The sequence below is a fragment of the Streptomyces sp. TLI_146 genome, assembly GCF_002846415.1.
GTDB lineage: Bacteria > Actinomycetota > Actinomycetes > Streptomycetales > Streptomycetaceae > Streptomyces.
Genome location: NZ_PJMX01000001.1, coordinates 7,285,014 through 7,304,993, shown reverse-complemented (window position 1 = coordinate 7,304,993; position 19,980 = coordinate 7,285,014). Strand labels below are relative to the sequence as shown.

14 protein-coding genes are annotated in these 19,980 nt (G+C 73.4%); 3 read left to right on the top strand and 11 right to left on the bottom strand.

The window, feature by feature from the left end; genetic code table 11:
- Positions 1-21: 21 nt before the first annotated feature.
- Positions 22-6,786: a type I polyketide synthase gene (locus tag BX283_RS32485; RefSeq protein WP_101390995.1), complete on the bottom strand. Its 6,765-nt coding sequence runs from the start codon at positions 6,784-6,786 to the stop codon at positions 22-24.
- Positions 6,787-7,622: 836 nt separating this feature from the next.
- Between BX283_RS32485 and BX283_RS40820 the strand changes: the two genes are divergently transcribed.
- Both BX283_RS40820 and BX283_RS32470 read left to right on the top strand, forming a co-directional pair.
- On the top strand, positions 7,623-8,873 hold the full coding sequence (locus tag BX283_RS40820; RefSeq protein ID WP_180357309.1) for a DUF6801 domain-containing protein: 1,251 nt from the start codon (positions 7,623-7,625) through the stop codon (positions 8,871-8,873).
- A 76-nt stretch (positions 8,874-8,949) separates the two neighbouring features.
- A complete protein-coding gene (locus BX283_RS32470; protein ID WP_101390992.1) occupies positions 8,950-9,939 on the top strand; it encodes a DUF916 domain-containing protein in 990 nt (329 codons plus the stop codon).
- A gap of 142 nt (positions 9,940-10,081) precedes the next feature.
- Here the strand turns inward: BX283_RS32470 and BX283_RS40815 are convergent, their stop codons facing one another.
- Positions 10,082-11,089: a DUF6801 domain-containing protein gene (locus tag BX283_RS40815; protein WP_180357308.1), complete on the bottom strand. Its 1,008-nt coding sequence runs from the start codon at positions 11,087-11,089 to the stop codon at positions 10,082-10,084.
- Between the two features lie 281 nt (positions 11,090-11,370).
- Here BX283_RS40815 and BX283_RS40150 point away from each other — a divergent pair, with 281 nt between their 5' ends.
- Positions 11,371-12,720 (top strand): DUF6801 domain-containing protein, encoded by a 1,350-nt coding sequence (locus BX283_RS40150; protein ID WP_143676512.1) that lies wholly within the window; start codon positions 11,371-11,373, stop codon positions 12,718-12,720.
- Here BX283_RS40150 and BX283_RS32445 read toward each other — a convergent pair.
- The 9 genes from BX283_RS32445 to BX283_RS32405 are packed head-to-tail and all read right to left on the bottom strand — an operon-like array spanning position 12,692 to position 19,918.
- On the bottom strand, positions 12,692-13,948 hold the full coding sequence (locus BX283_RS32445) for an HTTM domain-containing protein (RefSeq protein WP_143676510.1): 1,257 nt from the start codon (positions 13,946-13,948) through the stop codon (positions 12,692-12,694). The genes BX283_RS40150 and BX283_RS32445 overlap by 29 nt on opposite strands.
- Positions 13,945-14,631 (bottom strand): DUF5819 family protein, encoded by a 687-nt coding sequence (locus BX283_RS32440; protein ID WP_101390988.1) that lies wholly within the window; start codon positions 14,629-14,631, stop codon positions 13,945-13,947. Before BX283_RS32440 ends, BX283_RS32445 begins: the two co-directional genes overlap by 4 nt.
- Positions 14,621-15,199, bottom strand: coding sequence for a hypothetical protein (locus tag BX283_RS32435; protein ID WP_101390987.1), 579 nt, complete (start codon positions 15,197-15,199; stop codon positions 14,621-14,623). The genes BX283_RS32440 and BX283_RS32435 overlap by 11 nt, the downstream gene beginning before the upstream one ends.
- 5 nt (positions 15,200-15,204) lie before the next feature.
- Positions 15,205-15,885: a nuclear transport factor 2 family protein gene (locus BX283_RS32430; protein ID WP_101390986.1), complete on the bottom strand. Its 681-nt coding sequence runs from the start codon at positions 15,883-15,885 to the stop codon at positions 15,205-15,207.
- Positions 15,886-15,899: 14 nt separating this feature from the next.
- Positions 15,900-16,475, bottom strand: coding sequence for a nuclear transport factor 2 family protein (locus tag BX283_RS32425; protein ID WP_373979648.1), 576 nt, complete (start codon positions 16,473-16,475; stop codon positions 15,900-15,902).
- Positions 16,476-16,502: 27 nt separating this feature from the next.
- Positions 16,503-17,090, bottom strand: coding sequence for a hypothetical protein (locus tag BX283_RS32420; protein WP_101390984.1), 588 nt, complete (start codon positions 17,088-17,090; stop codon positions 16,503-16,505).
- 14 nt (positions 17,091-17,104) lie between these two features.
- Complete coding sequence (locus BX283_RS32415; RefSeq protein WP_101390983.1) at positions 17,105-17,602, bottom strand: hypothetical protein; 498 nt, start codon at positions 17,600-17,602, stop codon at positions 17,105-17,107.
- Between the two features lie 4 nt (positions 17,603-17,606).
- Complete coding sequence (locus tag BX283_RS32410) at positions 17,607-18,842, bottom strand: MlaD family protein (RefSeq protein WP_101390982.1); 1,236 nt, start codon at positions 18,840-18,842, stop codon at positions 17,607-17,609.
- Entirely contained in the window at positions 18,839-19,918 is a 1,080-nt protein-coding gene (locus BX283_RS32405) for an MlaD family protein (protein WP_101392702.1), read from the bottom strand. Before BX283_RS32405 ends, BX283_RS32410 begins: the two co-directional genes overlap by 4 nt.
- Positions 19,919-19,980: the final 62 nt, after the last annotated feature.

Below are 19,980 nucleotides of genomic sequence, written 5' to 3'. Positions count from 1 at the left end.
CGTGACGTCTCGGCGGTCATGTCACCAACCCGACGCCGTGTAGACCACGGACGTGGTCGACGCGTCGCCCCAGGCCAGCTCCCGGAGCAGGGCGAGCGCGCCCTCCTCGCGGTCGATGAGGGCGACACCACGCCGCGCGTACTCGCGGGCAAGGTGCGGGGTGACCATGCCGCCGTGCACCGCGGACGGCGCCCACGGCCCCCAGTGCACGGTCAGCGCCCGCCGCCCGGTGCGCCGCGCCCACCGCTCGCCGAGTTGCGCGAGCGCGTCGTTGGCGGCGGCGTAGTCGCTCTGCCCCCGGTTGCCGAGGACGGCGGAGACACTGCCGAACAGGACGGCCGTCCCGGGGCCGTGGGGCAGTTGGGACGCGGCGTCGAGCAGGGCGCGGGCGCCGTCCGCCTTCGTCGCGTACACCCGCCGGAACGACTCGGGGTCCTTCTCCTCGATGAGCCGGTCCTCGATCACGCCCGCCGCGTACACGACCACGTCGATGCGCCCGTGTTCGGCCTGGATCTCCTTGACGGCCTGGGCCACGGCCCCGCCGTCGCACATGTCGGCGACGCGGTACGCGGCGGGGCTGCCGAGGCGCTCCAACCGGTCGAGGGTGTGGGTGACTTCGCGGCCCGCGAGGACGTTCCTCACCTCGCGCTCGATCGCGGCGGGGGCCAGGTCCCCCCGGGCGGCGAGCAGCGCCCGCAGCGCGGCCGCGTCGGCGGCGCCCGCCAGCTCCGGGTCCTCGGGCCCGGTGGGCAGCGGGGTCCTGCCCAAGAGCTCGATGCGGCAGTGGGAGGCCGCCGCGAGCGCCAGGGCGACGTCGGCGGTGATGCCGCGCGCGCCTCCGGCGAGTACGACGACGGAGTCCCGGTCGAGCCCGAGCGCCGCCGCTTCGGCGGCCCCGTCCCCGGCGGGCCCCGCACCGGTCCGCGCCAGCCCGCCGAGGGCGCGCTCCACGAGCTCGTACCCGTACCGCCCGGCATCGGTGCGCACCACGACGGGGGCGCGGTCCTCTGCGTACAGCTCGGCCAGCAGGAAGTCGGCCCGCCGCGCGGCGGTGGCCGCCGGGTCCAGGTCGACGACGCGGGCGGCGATGTCGCCGTACTCCCGCCCGATGGTCCGGAACAGCCCGTGCAGCCCCGCCCCCGCGTCCTCTGCGGCGCCGGGCGCGGTCCTGCCGCAGATCAGCCACCGGGGTCCGAGGCGCAGTGCGGCCCGGAAGACCTCGAAGGCCCCGGGGAGCAGCGCCTCGCCACCGCTGGACGGGGCCATGGCTCCCAGGTGGAAGACCCCGTCGAGGGGGCCGTCGGCCGGGTCGAGCCTGCGGTCGGTGTCGTACGCGACGGCCTGCGCGCCCCGCTCCCGCAGCCGGGCCGCCAGCTCCTCGGCGGTCGCACCGCCGCCGAGCAGGGCGAAGCGCCTGCCGTGGAGGTCGGCGTCCGGTGGCGTGGCGGGCACGTCGAGAGGCGTCTCCTCCAGGAGGAAGCGGCGCGGGGCGACGCCCCGGACGGGCTCGGGTTCGGGTGCGGCGATCGCGGGCCCGGACTCGGGCCCGGCCTGTGTCTCGTGCCCGGTGATCCACGCCGTGATCGCGGCGACCGTACGGGCCCGGGAGAGCTCCTCCATCTCCGCGTCATCGAAGGTGCGGGTCCCCGCGAGGTGGCGGGCCAGCTCTCCGACGATCTCGGTGCGCTTGATGGAGTCGATGCTCAGGTCCGCTTCGAGGTCCAGATCGGGCTCGATCATGTCGACCGGATAGCCGGTGCGTTCGCTGATGACGGTGAGCACGGCCTGCTCGATGTCGACGACGACCGGCTGCGGGGCCTCCTCGGACGCCACCGGGGCCTGTACGACGGAGACGGATTCCGTACGGGGTGGGACCGGCGGCGGGGACGCGGCGCCGCCCGTCGCCCCCAAGTGCGTGAGCAGGACGTCCCGTTGGGCCGCGACCAGCTCGCGCGTCGTGCGCAGGAAGTCCGCGATGAGGTCGTGCTGGGAGGGGCTGTCGCGCGTCACCGTGTTCGTCTCCAGACTGACCCGTCGGGCCGGTTGCAGGGCTCCGGGCAGCAGGTCGCCGGAGCGGGTGCGGACCAGGTGGCCGTCCACGGTCCAGCCGGGCGGCTCCGGCCGTACCGTCACCGCGCCCCGGCCCTGGAGGAGCCGCCCGGCGCGTACCGGCACACCCGCGACCGCGAGCCGCGCCAGCGACTCCAGCAGGCCGCGCAGCCCGGCGCCGGGGCGGGGCTCGCAGGCGAGTGCCAGGTGCGGCCGGTCGCCCAGGATCTGGCCGACGAGGCCGGTCAGCACCGTGCCCGGCCCCGCCTCGACGAAGATCCGCGCCCTCGCCGCGTACATCGCCTCGACCTGCTCGGCGAACCGCACCGGCGACCCGATCTGCGCGGCCAGTTCGGCGCGTACGCCCTCGGGCCGGGCCGGATAGACGGCGGCGGTGCGGTTGCTCCAGACCGGGAACTCCGGCGCCCTGACCGGGTGCCGGGCCAGGGCCGGGGCGAACCGTTCGCCCGCACCGGCGACCAGCGGGCTGTGGAACGCGCAGGCGACCGGGATGCGCCGCACGGCGTGTCCCGCGCCCCGGAGGTGGTCCAGCGCCTCGTCCACCAGGGCGGTGGGGCCGGAGACGATGGTCTGGCGGGGGCCGTTGCGGTTGGCCGCCACGACCCGGCCGGTCAGCCCCGCATCGGCGAGGACGCGCTCCACGTCGGCGGGGGCGGCCGCGACCGCCGCCATGGTGCCGGGGTCCTCCCCGAGCGAGTCCAGGATCGATTCGGCCCGGCGGGCGCTCAGGTCGAGCAGCGCGTCGGGGGTGAGGGCTCCGGCAGCGGCCAGGGCCACCAGTTCCCCGTAGGAGTGCCCGCCCGCCATGTCGGGCCTTACGCCTGCCCACTCCAGAATGTGACTTACCGTCACCCCAGCGATCCCCAGGGCCGGTTGAGCCATCCTGGTGTCCTTCAGCGTCTCCTGCTGACGGTCGGCCGCGCCCGGGTCGAAGGCCTTGGGCGGATAGAGCGCGTGGGCGTACGACCCGCCCTGCCGTAAGAGTTGCGCGGCCTCCGGGAAGGCGACGAGGAGCTCGGCGAGCATGCCGGGCCGCTGGCTGCCCTGGCCGGGGAAGAGGAAGGCCACCTTGGCGTCGGCCCCGAAGCCCTCGCTCCCGGGCCCGCCCGTCCCGGGTGAGCCAGCGCCCGGCTCGGACCCGTCCGCCAGATACACCCCCTGTCCCCGCTCCCCTGCCGCCGCCTTCCGCAGGAGCCCGGGCAGCTCGTCGACGCTCTCCGCGACGACCGCGATCCGCACCGGACCCGGCCGCGTCTCGGCGCGCCGGGCCGCCACCAGCGCCGCGTCCCGGAGCCGCAGCCCCGCGCCCGGCCCACCCAGCTCGCCCAGCAGCCACTGGGCCTCCCGCCCCGCCGCCGCCGTGTCCGCGCCCCGGAACAGGAACAGCTCGGCCGGCCACTCCTCGTACCCCTGGGCCGGTGGCGCGTCCGTGGCGTGGGCGGTGAGCACCGCGTGGAAGTTGGTGCCGCCGAAGCCGAACGCGCTGACCCCGGCGACCCGTTCGGCCGGCGGGGCCGCCCACGGCCGGGCCTCGGCGTGGAAGGCGAAGGGGCTGGTGGCGGGGTCCCAGGCCGCGTTCGGCTCCTGGAGGTGGAGCGTGGGCGGGGTGATGCCGGTGTGCAGGGCCATCGCCGCCTTGATCAGGCCCGCCAGGCCCGCCGCGCACTTGGTGTGGCCCAGCTGGGACTTGACCGAGCCGAGCGCGCAGCCGCCCGGCGCCGCGCCCGATTCGGTGAACACGGCGGTCAGCGTGGCCAGTTCGGTGCGGTCGCCGACCACGGTCCCGGTGCCGTGCGCCTCCACAAGGCCGACGCGGGCGGGCGGGATCCCGGCCGCCCGGTAGGCCCGTTCCAGCGCGGCCCGCTGGCCCTCGGGCCGGGGCGCGGTGAGCCCGAGGGAGCGGCCGTCGCTGGCGCTGCCGATGCCCTTGACCACGGCGTAGACCCGGTCGCCGTCCCGCTCGGCGTCGGCCAGGCGCTTCAGCGCCACGCAGGCCACCCCCTCGCCGAGCACGGTCCCGTCGGCCGAGGCGTCGAACGTACGGGAGCGGCCGGTCGGGGAGAGGGCGCGCACCGACGAGAACAGCAGGTAGTCGTTGATGCCGTTGTGCAGATCGGCGCCGCCGCAGAGCACCATCTCGCTGGTGCCGGAGGCGAGTTCCTTGCAGGCCACGTCGAGCGCGGCGAGCGAGGAGGCGCAGGCCGCGTCGACTGTGTAGTTGGCGCCGCCGAGGTCGAGGCGGTTGGCGATCCGGCCCGCGATGACGTTGGCGAGCATGCCGGGGAAGGAGTCCTCGGTGAGCGTGGGCAGCTGCTCCTCGACGGCGGCCGGTATCTCCCCCAGATAGGCGGGCAGGACCATGCGCAGGGTGGTCGCGCCGGACAGGTCGCTGCCCGACTCCGCCCCGAAGACCACGGACGTACGGGAGCGGTCGAAGGGCCGTTCGCCGTACCCGGCGTCCTCCAGCGCCCGCCGGGCCGCTTCGAGGGCGAGCAGCTGTACGGGTTCGATGCTGCCGAGCGAGGCGGGCGGGATGCCGTACGCGAACGGGTCGAAGGGGATCGGCGGCAGGAAGCCTCCCCACCGCGACGCGGTCGTACCGGCGCGCTCGCCCGTGGGGTCGTGGTAGATCTCCGGGTCCCAGCGGTCGGCGGGGACCTCGGTGACCGCGTCGACGCCGCCGATGACGTTCGCCCAGTACGTCGCCAGGTCGGGGGCCTTCGGAAACATGCAGGCCATGCCCACGACAGCGATGTCGAGCGGCTGCGCGGCAGGCTCCTCGACGACCTCTTCGGACACGCCGAGGGCTTCGCGCAGCTCGGCCGAGCGCCGCTCGGCGAAGGCGGTGGCGCCCCGGCTCACGGCGTCGTGCAGCGCGCCGACGGTCGTGGCCGCCGAGCGCAGCACGGCCACCTCACCGGCCATGAACATCCCGGCGTCGAGCTGGCGCTGCTCGGAGACCGGCCGCAGCTCGGGGCCCTCCCGCTCCACTCCCTTGCTGGCGATCCGCAGCCGCCCGATGTTCAGCCGCTCCAGCTCCTCCCACGCCTGGCGGTCGGGGGTGCCGTCGGCGCGCAGACGGGCGCGGGCAGCCGCGTAGTCGGCGGTGTACGGGCTGGCGACGCAGCGGGTGGCGTGGCCCGGGGCGCTCTCCAGGAGGGCGGTGGCCCCGGCGGCGATCACCTGGCGCTGGAAGACCGGCTGGATCGCGCCGTGCTCGACCGCCTCGGCCGTGAACAGGTAGGCGGTGCCCATCAGGACGCCGACCGCGACGCCGCGTGCGGCGAGCGGGGCGGTGAGCGCGGCGGCCATGGCCGAGGAGCGCTCGTCGTGGATGCCGCCCGCGAGCAGCACCTGGAAGTCGCCCGCGGTGCCGGGCGCGCGGGCCACGTACTCCTCGACCACCGCCAACTGCGCCTCCCAGAGCGGAAAGCTGTTGCGCGGTCCGACATGTCCGCCGCATTCGGCGCCTTCGAAGACAAATTTACGCATGCCCATGTCAATGAACTGTTCGAGCAGCGTGGCCGACGGCACGTGCAGGAACGTCTTGACGCCGACCGCCTCCAGGTCGGCCGCCTGGGAGGGGCGACCCCCGGCGATGATCGCGTGGGTGGGCCGGACCGCCCGTACGGCCGCGAGCTGTTCCGCCCTGATCCGGCTGTCCGCGAAGCCGAGGATGCCCACGCCCCAGGGACGTCCGGCCAGTTCGTCGCGGGTTCGTTCAAGGAGGGCGCGGCTCTGGTCGCCGTCGGACAGGGCGAGCGCCAGCATCGGCAGCGCCCCTTCGCGCGCCACGGCCGCCGCGAAGCCCGCGCGGTCGCTGACCCGGGTCATCGGGCCCTGGACGACCGGCAGGCGGGTGCCGAGCGCGTCCGCCATCGCGGAACCCGCCGCCAGGGTCCGGGCCACGGCCGGATCGCCCACGGCGGCGAGGATGGCCTCGCGCACTCCACGTACGGCCGCGGCCACGGTGCCCCACCGGTCGGCGAACCGGGCGGCGAGGAACCCGTCCTGGCCTAAGGGGAGTTCGAGGCCGGTGCGGACGTTGCGCAGCACCCGGACGCCGTCGACGACGCTCGTCCCGGATCCGTCCGCCGTGCGCAGCACCGCCGCCGCCTCGTCGTCGATGCCGGACTCGGCGAGCAGGGCCAGCTGGGTGTCGAGGACGACCCCGGCCGCGCCGCCGGCCACGGCCGCCGCCGCCGTACGCGGGCCGATGCCCCCGCAGGCCCATACGGGCAGGTCGTACGCCGGGTCGGCGAGCAGCGCCTGGAGGAGGACGAACGTGCCGAGGTCACCGCCCCGGCCGCCACACTCGCTGCCGCGCGCCACCAGCCCGTACGCGCCGTCCGCCGCGGCCCGGCGCGCCTCGTCCCGGTCCCCGACCTCCGCCAACACCCGGCATTCGTCGGCCAGTTGGCCGATTTTCCAGTCGGCGTCGGCGGCAAGTAGCACGATGGGCGGGAGGGCGCCGCCGCACTCCTCGGCCACCTCCTCGGGTGTCAGCGCACAGTACGGCCCGACCCGGACGGCGAACGCGCCCGCCGTCCAGTGCCGTACGCGCGCGAGTGCCTCTCTGGCGCGGCGGTCGCCCGCTCCGAGATCCAGCACTCCGAGTCCGCCGGCCCGGCGGACCTCGGCGACCGGACGGGGGTCGGGCAGGCCCAACGGGCTCACTCCGATGACAAGTTCAGGGTTCGGCGCTACGGGCGTCATGAACACTCCGAATCAGACCGATGATGCTGCGAGGGGGGTGGCGGCAGCGGAGAGCCCCGAAGGGTCGGGGGCGGCGGGGGCGCCGGACGGCCGGGGGGTGGACCGCCCTGCGGCGCCGGGCCGCTGGTGGAGCTCGTACCACTGCCGGGACGTGCGCTGATACGGGGACTTGCGCTGGTGCCGGAACTCGTACCGCTGCCGGGACGTGCGGTGGGGCGGGGACTCTCGACGGCGCCGCCCGACGGGGAGGACCGGGGCGAGCGTGGTGCCTTACGGGTCGACGCGGCCGGCTGCCGCTCGGCCGGGGCCGACCTTACCGATCGCGGGGAGCGGCTGCCAGGGCGCCTCACACCCCGCCGCGCTGCCCCCTGCCGTCCCGGCTTCCCCATGGGCTCCCCACCTTTCCTGACGTTCCGTCATATCTGACACGCCGTCATATTGCAATCGCGCCCGCGCGGCAGATGGACGGATACGGGATCACCCGGCGGGACCGACGAGATCGGCGCACCGGATACGGATCATTCCTCACCGCATCCGGGATTTCATTTCCCCTTTCTCTCCATTCCAGTTCCCTTTCGGAATTTGTCACGCCGGTGAGCATGTGTGCGGCGGAGACAAGAAAGGGCGCGGCCGCACTCACCGCGGTGACAAGAAACAGTAACGCCCGGGACCTCCGCCACCCTTGCATATCGCGCACCTTGACCGTCCCCCTACTCGCAAGTAGTTTACGCATCCGAAACGCGGAACTTTCCGCCCTTCACCTAGCCTCACGCCCTTTCACGGGCGAGTGTTCGCGCCAGTTCCGCACTGTCCGTACAACACACAAGAGGTAGCTCATGGGAGCTCAGCAGAGAAAGTCCGGGACGAGATCCGCCCTGGCCGTCGCCGCCGCCGGCGGTGTCGTCGCGGGGCTGCTCGGATTCGCGGGCGCCGGGACCGCGCAGGCGGCCCCGGCAAAGCTCGTCCAGCAGTACGACTGCGTATTCCCGTTGATCGGCAGCGACCCGATCGAGGCGACCATCACCGCCGAGATTCCGACCGAGGTCGAAGTGGGCACGGCGTCGCCCGCCTTCGCGGTCAACACGGCCACGAAGGTGAGTTCACGGGCGGCACAGGGGCTCGGGCTCGTCGGCGGCAAGACGCTGGAGGGCAAGGCGACGGCGACCGTGACGGTATACACACCGGACGGGCCGCTCTCCGGAATCGGCGTCGAGAACACGGTCGAGAAGACCAACATCCCCAGCCCGCCCGCCGACTTCACCGTCGTCGCCAAGGGCAACGCGCCTTCGCTCACCTTCAATACGGCGGGCGACGCACGTATCGAGGTGAACGGGATCGGTCTGCACGACATGATCGTGCGCGACGCCAACGGCAAGCCGATCCAGCTGGTCACGGGCAAGGACACGTTCGACGCCCCGTGCACGCTGAAGTCGACGGACAAGGTCCTCGCGAGCTTCAAGATCGTGCCGAAGAACCCCACGAACCCCACGAACCCTACGAATCCCACCAACCCAACGAACCCGACGAACCCAACCGACCCGACCAACCCTACGAACCCGACCAACCCCACCAATCCAACGAACCCCACCAACCCGACTGACCCCACCAACCCCACAGCCCCCTCCGGCTCCACCGCTCAGCAGAACCTGAGCACCCAGGTGAAGGCCGCGGCCGGGACGCTCTCCATGAGCCAGCCCGGTGACAGCGTGCCTCTCTCCGCCGTGAACCAGGGCGTGGGCGGCGTCTCCAGCGGCAGCCTCCAGACCGTCACCGTCAAGGACGCCCGCAACGGCGTCACCGGCTGGTCGCTGACCGGCAAGGTCACCGACTTCACCGGTACGGCCGGTGCGATCGGCGCGGACAAGCTCAGCTGGAAGCCCGCGTGCACGACGTCCCCGGGCTCCAAGAGCAACTGCGTGCCAGGGACCGAGGGCCCCGTCGGAACCGTCGGCGCCACCCTGGCCGGGGCGCCCGACGCGGCTGCCACCGGCGGTCAGTTCGCCGTGGACAGCGCGCTCTCCCTCGCCATCCCCGCGACGGCAGCCGCGGGCGACTACAAGGCCGTGCTCACCCTCACCCTGACGTGAGTCGCGCCTCCCCCGGGCCGGTCGCACCCCGCGACCGGCCCGCTTCCGTCCCCACGAGCTCCCAGGGGGAACCCGTATGAGCAAGCGCAGCACTTCGCGGCGGTGGGCGCCGCTCCTCGCCGCCGTCGCCGTCCTCGGCCTGCTCGCGGCGTTCGCCGCGCTGCCCGCGCCCCTCGCTCGGGCCGCCGACAACGGCCGCTGGTCGGTCTTCCCGGTGCACCAGGGCGCGCCGGACACACCGGCACGGGCGTACTTCCGGATGACCGCCGACCGGGGCGCGACCGTGCGCGACAAGGTGACCGTGAAGAACCTCGACGCCCGGACGACGACCTTCCAGCTGTACGGAACCGACGGCTACAACACGCCGCGCGACGGCGGTTTCGCCGTACGGAACAAGGGCGAACGGATGACCGGCGTCGGGGCCTGGACCCGGCTGGACCGCACCGAGGTGACCGTTCCCGGTGGCGGCGAGGTCACCGTCCCGTTCACGCTCACCGTGCCCAAGGGCGCCGAGCCGGGCGACCATCCGGGGGCGATCGTCGCCCTCGACACCCATCTGGGCCGCGCCGACGGCAACGGGGTCGCGGTCCAGCAGGCCGTCGGGGCCCGCGTCTATCTGAAGGTGAACGGCGCCCGTGTGCAGGGGCTGCGCATCGACGACGTGCGATTCCGCTACACCGCGCCGCTGGTGCCGGGCGCGAAACGCGCCGCGACCATCTCGTACGCGCTGGTCAACAGCGGGAATGTGATGCTCTCGCCGCAGGTCACGCTGCGGGCGAAGGGAGTGTTCGGGCACACCGCCTTCGAGCCCCCGGGGCGGCGGCTGCCCGCCGAACTGCTGCCGGGCCAGCGCGTCGAGGTGACCCAGAAGTGGGTCGGGCCGCCGCTGGTGGACTGGGGGAACGTCGAGGTGACCGCCAGCGACACGGCGGGCAACCTCGTCGAGACCGCCGAGGTCGGCTACGCCACGGTGAACTGGACGGTCGTCGCCCTCGCCGGACTCGTCCTGGCCGGGGTGGTGGTGTGGTGGGCGCTGCGGCGCCGGGCGGCGGGGCGGAGGGGGTGACTTCGGCCGTGGGTGTACGGCTGACGCGGTGTCGTCCCGCGAATCGGCCGTACGCGTGCGGCTCGCGCGGTGTCGTCGCCTCATACGGTCCCTGGGGCCTCATACGGTCCCTGGGGCCTCATACGGTCCCGGTGCCAGCCTCTTATGCCGTCCCCTCCTCGTCCTCGCCCCGCAGGCGGCGCGGCACGTAGTGGAGGGCCGTGATGCCCGCCGCGCCGAGCACCCCGGCGCCGGTGAGCAGCCAGCCCGCGGCGGCGGCGCCGGTGCCCGCGAGGCTGCCGCCGCCGGAACCGGGGCCGTTGACGTGGGTGACCAGGTCGGTGCCGCCAGCGGTGCCGGCCGAGGTGCCGCCGGTCGTCCCGGGCGGCGGGACGGACGGGCTGGGGACGGTGGTTCCGGTGGGGCCGGGGGTGCCGCCGGGGCCGGTCGGGCTCGGGCCGGTCGGGGACGGTCCCGTCGGCCCCGGACCGGCCGTCGCGGAGGCCGTCGGGGTGGGGCCGGAGGGGGTCGGGGCGGTGGGGGTCGCGCCCGTGGGGTCGGCGCCGGTGATGGTGAACCGGTGGAGTGTCTTGTTCTGGTCGGCGGGCTTGAGCGTGCAAGGTGCCTCGAACACGTCGCCGTAGGGCGGCAGTTGGACGACCTTGCCCGCTCCGTCCCGGGCCGTCAGCTTCAGCGTGAGGGCGTTGACGTCGATGGTGGCCGAGCCGGGCCTGCGGAAGGAGAGCGAAGGGGCCGCGCCGGCCGCCTTGACGTCGAAATCCCTGGCCGGACTGGGTACTTCGGCCTTCGCCACGGTGGTATCGAGGCCCACGTCGAGCTGATCGCCGCCCGGCAGGTTCACGGTGGCGCTCGCCGAGGCTATCCCCTCCACGCTCTTCGCGCCCACCAGCCCGAGCCCCTGCGCCGCCCGCGCGCTCACCGTGGAGAGCGCGTCGATCCGTATCGCGCCCGTCTGGGTGTTCACGGGAACCGAGGCGGGCAGTTCGGCGGTGATTGCCACCTTCAGCGGATCCGCCCCGATCAGCGGGAACTTGCACTCGTACGTCTGTGAAAGCCGGGCCTCCACGGCGGCCGCGCTGCCGACCCCGCACGAGAGGAGCGCGCCGCCCGCCAGCGCGAGAGCGGCCGAGCCGCCGAGCGCGCATTTCACCCTGGTTCTGCTTTTAGGAACTCCCATACCCCAAGGAAAGTAGTGAGGCCACAGAGGGCGGTCAACAGCCATTTCACGCCCGCCGCCAGTACGTCCGAATCACCTCCCCAAGGCGTACGGAATGCGCACGGGACGACGAAAAAAGACCGCCCGATTCATCAAGGTGTGCCAATTCGCAATTCCCGGTTTGTTCGGTACTGAATTTAACCTTGACCCGCACCTTACCGCTCAGTAGTTTCCGATCCGCAACACGATGGTTTCACCACTTCGAGAGGCAGCTCATGGGAATTCAGAGAAAGCGGACCAAGGGGGCGCTGTCCACCCTGGCCGTGACCGCCGCCATCGGTGTGGTCACCACCACGGTGTCGGTCACCGCCGTCGGTACGGCAGCGGCGGTTCCGGCCAAGCTGGTGCAGGACTACTCCTGCGTGTTCCCCCTGATCAACGCCGACCCGATCAAAATCACGATCACGGCCGACATACCGGCAGAGATCCAGAAGGGCCAGGCGACCCCGGCCTTCGAGATCGACGCGAACACGCTGGTGAGCTCCCGGGCCGCGCAGGGCCTGGGGCTGGTCGGTGCCAAGACCCTGGAGGGCAAGGCCACCGCCGACGTCACGGTGAACACCCCGTCCGGGCCGCTCTCCGGGATCAAGGTGGAGAACGACGTGGCCAAGGGCAACATCCCGAGCCCGCCCGCCGACTTCACCGTCGTCGCCAAGGGCAACGCGCCCTCGCTGACCTTCGACAAGACCGGCGACGGCAGCATCGACGTCAACAACATCTCGCTGCACGACATGATCGCGCGGGACGCCAACGGCAAGCCGGTTCAACTCGTCACGGGCAAGGACACGTTCGACGCCGCGTGCACGCTGACGTCGACGGACAAGACCCTGCACCGCTTCAAGGTCGTGGACAACGACCCCACGAACCCGACCAACCCAACCAATCCCACCAACCCGACCAACCCCACGAGCCCGACGAACCCAACCAGCCCCACGAACCCGACCAACCCCACCAATCCAACGAACCCAACGAACCCGACCAACCCAACTAGCCCCACGACCCCCACCAGTCCGACCGATCCCACTAGTCCGACCAACCCCACCAACCCCAACCCGCCCATCCACCTGAGCTACGGCCTCACCGGAAGCTCGGTCATCAAGGCCGCGAACGGGACCGCCGCGTTGGCCGGTGGCATCGAGGCCGACTTCGACCTCGCCTCGGGCACGTACAACGCCGATCTGACGCTGAACCCGACTTCGGGCAAGTTCTCGATCCTCGGTTTCCTCCCCGCGACCGCGAAGATCGAGTTCCAGCAGGTGGGCCGGACCAACGGCACCCTCAACACGGCCGGTGACCTCACCACCAAGTCCAGCATGTACGTGAAGCTCCCCGAGATCGCCGTCTTCGGCATCCCGCTGGGCGGCGGCACGGACTGCAAGACCGGCACGCCCGCCGACGTCAACCTGGCGTCGGACGGCAGGTTCGACCCGCTCGGCGGCGGCAAGCTCAAGGGCACGTACACCCTGCCGCCGCTCAAGAGCTGCGGCGCGTTCAACGACATCCTCAGCGCCTTCACCTCGGGCCCGGGGAACACGATCAACATGACGCTCGCCAAGAAGGGGTGACCCCTTCCCCTTCCTCCGAGGGTTCCTCCGTGTGCTCCTCCGAGCGGGCCGCCGTACCGGCCTCCGCGCCCCGGGCGTCGGGGGCCGGTCGTCCACCGCGCTCCCCAAGGGCACCCGCCCCACCGGCCAGGCGCCGCCAAAGCCCGGCGACCCGCTCCCCCACCCACACCAGGAACCCGGTCGGCAGGAACACCAGATCGGCCACGATCATCGAGAGCGAGAAGTACGGCAGCCCGAGCAGCAGCCCGATGCCGATGTGCTCGGCGAACAGCAGCGCGAGCAGGACGTTCTTGACCCGCCGGTCGAGGAGGCTGAACGGGAACGCGACCTGGACCAGCACGGTTCCGTACGTGAGCGCCAGGACGGTCAGCGCGTGCGAGGAGAGGGCGTGCGAGAGCGCGGGGTACGGTTCCAGCCAGTCGAGCCCGGCGGACCAGTACACGGCGGTGCCGTCCTGCCAGGGCGCGCCCTGGATCTTGTACCAGCCGGCCGACCCGTACAGCAGGCACAGCTGGATCATCATCATCGCCACCGCCCCGTTGTGCAGCAGATGGCCGATCAGCTCCAGGGTCCGGCGCACGCCCGGTCGGCCGCGCACCCCGCGCCACGCCGCCTGGCCCGCCCAGCAGCCCCACAGCAGCAGCGCCCAGCCGCCGGTGAGCAGCGCGAGGAGCGTCGCCCAGGCGAGGACCAGGCCGCACGCGGACCACAGCACCACGCCCGTGCGGTCGCCCGTGTCCGGGGCGCGCCCGCGCCGACGGGCGTCCAGCGACCACACCTGGGCGCACCGGGTGAAGACGAGGTAGACGGCGGTGATGCGGAAGATGGTGTCGCCCGCGTTGAGCACGTTCTCGTTGCGGTGGTCGAGGGAGAGCACGCTGATGAGGAACAGCAGGGAGGCCGTCCGGGTGCGCCAGCCGAGCAGGAGCGCCACGGCGACGGCCGCCGACAGCACGTAGAAGACCTCGAACCACAGCTCGCCGCCGGACCAGCGCAGCACGCTGAACGCATGGCTGCGGTCGAGCGAGTGCTCCGCCAGCCGCCAGCTCCACGGGGCGTCCGGCCCCCAGATCCGCTCGCGCCGCGGGAACTCGTGGACGAGGAGCAGCAGCCACACCCCGGCCATGCCGATCCGTACGGCCGCGCTCTGATGGGCCCACACGCGCGCGTCGCACGCCCGCCCGAGGGCCCGGTCCAGCGCTCCCCCACCGGCTGGTCGTGGCTTCATGACGTACTCCCCCGAGCGAGGTCGTCGGTGCCCACCGGCCACCACGGGTAGACGCGCACCACCGGGGCGGTGCGGGTGGCGCCCGTCTTCCACGGCGGGGGCGGGACGGTGGTGTCGGTGGAGCGGAACTGGATCCGTTCGATGCGCGCGCCGCGCGGGGTCGCGGGCATCCGGGACAGGGCGAGGCGCTTGAGGTACTGCTCGCTGTCGAGGCCGACGGCACCCACGGGCCGCTGTTGGGCGTCGTGCGAGGCGAGCATCGTGCTCCAGGCGGTGGCGAGTTGCTGGCGGATCCGGCTCGGCAGCGGGTTGCCGCGCAGCTCGGCCAGGTCCTGGGCGGTCAGGTCGCGCCAGGGGCCGGTGCGGGTCGTCCCGTCCGCCGCGCGCAGGTCGACGCGGGCGGCGACCGCCGTCGTGGTCCGGGTGATGTCGGGCGCGAAGAGCTGCCAGCTCTGCGTGAACTCGGGCGCCATATAGGAGTTGACGGTGTCGCCGATGGCATCGGTGGCCGCGTTGCGCGGGGCGAGGTGCAGGAAGGTCGCGCCGGTGTGGACGAGCAGGCCGACGGCGACGGCGATCGCGGCGGCGACGACGGTCAGCCGCTGCCCGCGCGACAGCTCCCGCAGGCTCTCGGGGCTCTCGGGGCGGTCTGCGCGGTCTGGGCGGTCGGGTTCAGGATCCATCGCCCTGCTCCTGCCCGCCCCTGGCCGCGTCGACGGCCGCGGCGCACTCCGGGTTGTCGTCGAACGCCTTCCGCAGCTTCGGGTCCGCGCGCAGGTCGTCGGCAGGCCCCTTGTACGCGCTCACCGCCTTCAGGGACGAACCTGCCGCGTCCAGCGCCGACTTCAGCGACTTCTGGTCGGTGACCTGGGCCCTGGAGAGCGTGGCGACCGCGTCGCCCACCGCCGTACGGGCCCGGTCCAGATGGGCGAGGGCCGTGTCGAAGGCGGCCGCGCCGCCGTCGACGGGCGGCGCCCCGTCCTTGCGCATGTCCGCGCGCAGCGCCCCCAGCCGCTCGGAGAGCGCGGTGAGGAAGGAGACCATCTGCCCCTTGGCCCGCACCGGCTGCGCCTGGTCGACCGTGGGCACCGCGAGCCCGGCCCCGCTGTCCGCCAGGTGCGCGCAGACTCCGCCCGCCCAGTCCACCTCCGGCGGCGGCTGCGCCGAGGATCCGCACGCGGCGGTCGGCAGGCCGACGGCGGCGAGCAGCGCGAGGCGCGCCACGGTCCGGTTCAGCTGTCGAGGAAACACGGCTCTCACTCCTTGCCCTGGCCGGTGGGGGTGCCCGGGGCGCGCTGGAAGGTGTCGAGGCTCGCGATCCGCCAGATGCCGCCGCGGCGGACCGCGTCGACCGCGAACATCGCGGCGGCGACGGTGGTGCCCCCGTCCTTGCCGGTACGGGTGCTGCTCTGGTCGGCGAAGACCAGGACGCGGGCGCGGTCCCCGTCGATCACCTCGACACCGCTGTCGGTGACGGTGGTGGTCAGCACGAGCTTCTGCCCCGGCCCCTGTTCCCGTACCGGCCCCATCAAGGTCCGGTACTGGCCCACGGCCGCACCGGTGAGCCGGCGCGCGGCCGCCGCCTCGGTCCGGGCCGGGTCGGTGTGGTCGTACGAGAAGATCCCCTGCACGGCGTCGTCGACGGCACCCTTGACCTCGCCGGTATGGGCGGTGTCGGATAGCGCGGTGTTGCTCCCGGCGGTGTCCTGCCGCCCGCCCTGGACGTATGCGAGGACGGAGAACGCGGCGAGCAGCACGGCCAGGGCGGTGAGCAGCAGTGGCCGGGACAGGAGGCTCGTGGCGGGGCGGGCGGCCGGCGCGGTGGGTCTCCGGCGCCGCACGGGATCGGGCGGCCGTTGCGCGGACGGCTGTTGCGCAGGCGGCCGTTGCGCGGCCAGGCGGCGCTGCCGGTTGACGAGGTGGCGGGTGGTGGACATCGCGGGCCTCCGGGTCAGCTGCCGCTGGGGGTGGGCGTACCGGCGGACGGGGTGGCGGCGGGACCGGGCGCGTCGCCGACGGGTGCCTGGCCCAGGCGGCTGAGCTTCCAGCCCGCCGGGGTGCGGGTGAGTTCGCCGAGCATCCGGCTGTCCTTGGTGCTGCTCCTGCGGTCCGCCGCGACGACGGTGATCCGGATCGCGACCATCACCCGGGCCCGGCCCGCCCGTCCGTCGAGTTCGGTGACCGCGCCCGAGAGGACCTTGGCGGTGGTCGTGGTCCCGGCGCTCTCGACCTGCTGCGCGAACTGCTTCCTGCTGTCCTTGAGTTCCTTGAGCAGGTCGCCGGTGGCCGACTCCTCCCAGAGGTCGAGACCGTGGGCCAGGTCGCCGTGGTCGAGGGTGTTCATGTTCTGTACGCCCTGCTCGCCCGCCTGCAGCACCTCGTCCCTGGTACGGGCGAAGGCGGCCCGCTCGTCGTGTGCGGACGCATACCAGGAACCGCCCGTCCAGACGGCGAACGCGCAGGCCAGCGCGGCCGCGAGTCCGGCCGTCGCGGTACGGGACGGCCGTCTGCGCGCCGTCGGTGTCAGCCGTGCCATGGCACCTCCCCTCTCGCCCTAACGGGCCTCGATCGCGGTGATCCGCCAGTGCCCGCCGTCGCGCCCGGCGCTCACGGAGAGCTGCGCGGCCACCGTGGTCTCCTCGGCGCCGCGCCGCACACTGGTCTGGTCGAGGAAGAGCAGCAGCTCCGCACGGGTGCCGGTGAGCCGGGTGACCCCGGCGCGGGCGACTCGCGTGGTGAGCGTCAGCTCCTGTTCTCTCACGCGCTGTTGGACCTGCGCGAAGAGCGCGTCGTACTCCTTGGCCGCCTGGCCGCTCAGCAGGGCCCGGGCGTCGGCGCGGGTGCGGGTCAGGGTCTGCGGGCCGTAGCTGAACACGCGGCTCACCGCCGCCCCCACCTCGTCGAGCACCTCGTCGGTCGCCGCCCGGTCGGTGAGGGCGCGGTTGGCGGCGGCCGGGGAGTGCTGCGTCCGCCCGGCGAGCAGCAGCAGGACGCCGCTGACCACCACCAGGGCCGCGACGAGCAGCGGCAGCAGGAAGCGGCGCAGGTGTCTGCGTGCGGCGGGTTCCCCGGTGGCGCGGGCCGCGGTGGCCGTCTCCTCGGCGGCACGGGCCTCGGCGGCCGTCTCCTCGGTCGTGGTCATGGCGTCCCCTCCTCTCAGCCGGTCCCGACGGCGGTCAGTGAGGCGAGCTTCCAGCCACCACGGGTGCGCGTGAGGCCCGCCTCGAAGCGTTTGCGGTCGGTGGTCGGGGTGCCCGTGCGCGGCTCGCCTTGTATCCGTACGGTCGCGATCAGCCGGGCCGTGCCGGACCGGTCGTCGAGTTCGGTGACGGCCGCGGCGGTGACCTCGGCGCGGGTCGTGGTGCCCTGTTCCGCGATGACGCGGGCGCTTTCGGCGCGGGTCGTGCGCAACTCGTCCCGGAGCGGGCCGGTCGTCGCGTCGAGCCAGGCGTCCAGGTCCGCGTCGACGTCGTGGGCGTCGACGGAGTTCAGCCGGGCGATGTGGTGGCGCCCGGCGGCGAGTACCGCGTCGCGGCTGTGCGCGTACGCCAGGTCGGCGTCGCCCCGGGCCCGCGCGTACGACCATCCGGACACACCGCACAGGGCCAGGGCGAGTACGAGCCCCAGGACGAGAACCGGCCGTCGGCGTCTCATGCCGTCACTCCCCCACTCCCAGCAGACCGGCGAGGCTCGTCGGGCTCCCCGGCGGCACCGAGGGCGCGCCGAGCACGCCGGCTCCTCCACGGGAGCCGGACAGCGAGCCCGGCACGGCCGGGGTGGGGATCGGGCCCCTGGGCGCGTTGCCCGAACCGCGCACGTTCTGGCCGCTCGCGGCCGGGGCGGTGCAGCGCGCCGAGGTGTTCACGTGCGTACTCCCGGAGGTGTCGTGGCCGTTGCGGTAGGGGGTGCCCTCGTAGCCCTTGGTGCAGGGCAGTGGCTTGAAGAAGGTGGTGACCATGCCGAAGTTCACTCCGCCGGGCCCGACGGCGGTGGAGCCCGCCGCGGCCACCCGGGGCAGGCGCACCATCAGCTCCTCGGTGCCGCGCTGCCGGGTGACCAGAAGCTCGGAGGTGGTGGTGAGATTGGCGAGGAGCACGCTCAGACCGGGGTCGGTGTCACGCAGCAGCGCGGTGAACTCGTCCGCCGTGCCCGGGGTCTGGTCGATGACCCGGCGGAGGTCGGAGTCGGAGTCCTTCAGCTGCCGCGCGAGCCGGCGGGCACCCGTGGCGAAGGAGGAGAGGGCCCGGGTGCTGTCGGCCTGGGTCCTCAGCACGGTCTCCCCGTCGGCGAGCAGCTTGGTGGTGGCGGGCAGCGCCTGGTCGGCGGCGTTGAGGAACTGGCTGCCCGCGTCCAGGAGCACCTGGAGGTTGGAGCCCTGGTTGGCGAACGCCTTGCCGAGCTCGTCGACGGCGGTGCGCAGCTCGTCCGTCGGCACCGAGGACGCCAAGGAGTCGATGCCGGTGAGGAGTTGGGTGATCGGGGCGGGCGTACGGGTGTCCTCGCGGGCGACCGTGTCGCCGTCGTGGAGGTAGGGCCCGTGGTCGGTGCGGGGCGCGAGGTCGAGGTACTGCTCGCCCACCGCCGAAAGACCGGCCACCTTCGCCTCCAGGTCGGCGGGGATCGGCGGGGTCCCGTCGTCGATGGCGAGGCGCGCCTCGACGCCGTCTCGGGTCAGCGCGATACCGCGGACCCGGCCGACGTCGACGCCCCGATAGGTGACGCCGGATCCGGTGAACAGGCCTCCGGTCTCGGCGAGTTGGACGCGTACGGTGTACGAGCCCGGCGCGCCGACGAAGCGGCCCAGGTCCGCGTACGTCACCGCGATGTAGCCCAGCACCAGCGCCCCGAGCAGCAGGAAGGCGAGGTTCTTGAGGTGCGTGCCGAGGGTGATCACCGGGCACCGCCTTTCCCGACCGGCGGCAGCGGCAGCGCGCCGCCGGGCGGCGCGGATCCGCCGTGCGCCGGGAGGATCACGGTGCCGGGCGGCGCGGCGACCTTGAGATAGACGTTGAGGTAGTCGCCCTTGACGCCGGTCAGCACCTCGTCGGTGAACGGATACGTCATCAGCACCTGGAGCGAGGCGGGCAGGTTCCGGCCCGCGTCGGCCAGGCCCTTCAGGGTGGGGGCGAGCGCCCGCAGGTCGGCGACGAGGTCGGCCCGGGTGCGGTCGACGGTGGCGACGGCCGCCGTCGACAGCGTGTCCAGGGACCTGAGCATGGTGACGAGCGAGCCGCGCTGGTCCCGGAGCACCTGGAGGCCGGGGCCGAGCCGGTCCAGTACCGTGCCGACCTTCGTGTCCCGGGCGGCCACGGTGGACGACAGCCGGTCGAGGGCGCCGAGCGCGTCCGTGAGATCGCCGCGGTGCCCGTCGAGGTCCTTGGCGAAGGCCGCGATCCGGGTGAGCACGGAACGGGCCGAGGACTGCCGGCCGTCGAGAGCGCGGTTCAGCTCGCGCGTGATGGTGTTGATCTGCTGCACCCCGCCGCCGTTGAGCAGCATCGACAGGGCGCCGAAGACCTCCTCGACCTCGGCGTTGCGGTTGGTGCGGGCGAGCGGGATCACCGCGCCGTCCGCCAGCGGAACGGTGTCGCGTACGACGGCGGCGCGGCGCGGGCCGGTGGTGTCGTTGAGGTCGGGGCGCGGCGCCAGGTCGCCGGGCGCGACGAGCTGGACGTACTTCTCGCCGAGCAGGCTGGACTGCTCCAAGTTGGCGTAGGCGTCGGCGGGCAGGCGCACCTTGCCGTTGACCTTCATGGTCACCCGGGCCAGCCAGTCGTCCCCGCTCACCGTGATCTTCTCGACCCGCCCCACCGGAACGTCGTCGACCTTGACCGACGACTGCGGGAAGAGGCTGGTGACGTCCTTGAAGACCGCGGTGACGCGGTACGGGTGGCTGCCGAGGTCGGCGCCGCCGGGCAGCGGCAGATCCTCGATCCCGTGGAACGAGGGCAGCCCGACGCCCGGCACCATCGCGAGACCGGTGACGACGGCCGCGGCGCACAGCGCGAGTCCGCCCCGCGCGACGGCGCGCC

Coding starts and splice junctions, on each gene's coding strand:
- BX283_RS32415 (WP_101390983.1), bottom strand. CDS start 17,602: ATGAGACGCCGACGGCCGGTTCTCGTCCTGGGGCTCGTACTCGCCCTG.
- BX283_RS32470 (WP_101390992.1), top strand. CDS start 8,950: ATGAGCAAGCGCAGCACTTCGCGGCGGTGGGCGCCGCTCCTCGCCGCC.
- BX283_RS32485 (WP_101390995.1), bottom strand. CDS start 6,786: ATGACGCCCGTAGCGCCGAACCCTGAACTTGTCATCGGAGTGAGCCCG.
- BX283_RS32445 (WP_143676510.1), bottom strand. CDS start 13,948: ATGAAGCCACGACCAGCCGGTGGGGGAGCGCTGGACCGGGCCCTCGGG.
- BX283_RS32420 (WP_101390984.1), bottom strand. CDS start 17,090: ATGACCACGACCGAGGAGACGGCCGCCGAGGCCCGTGCCGCCGAGGAG.
- BX283_RS40820 (WP_180357309.1), top strand. CDS start 7,623: ATGGGAGCTCAGCAGAGAAAGTCCGGGACGAGATCCGCCCTGGCCGTC.
- BX283_RS40150 (WP_143676512.1), top strand. CDS start 11,371: ATGGGAATTCAGAGAAAGCGGACCAAGGGGGCGCTGTCCACCCTGGCC.
- BX283_RS32405 (WP_101392702.1), bottom strand. CDS start 19,918: ATGGTGCCGGGCGTCGGGCTGCCCTCGTTCCACGGGATCGAGGATCTG.
- BX283_RS32430 (WP_101390986.1), bottom strand. CDS start 15,885: ATGTCCACCACCCGCCACCTCGTCAACCGGCAGCGCCGCCTGGCCGCG.
- BX283_RS32440 (WP_101390988.1), bottom strand. CDS start 14,631: ATGGATCCTGAACCCGACCGCCCAGACCGCGCAGACCGCCCCGAGAGC.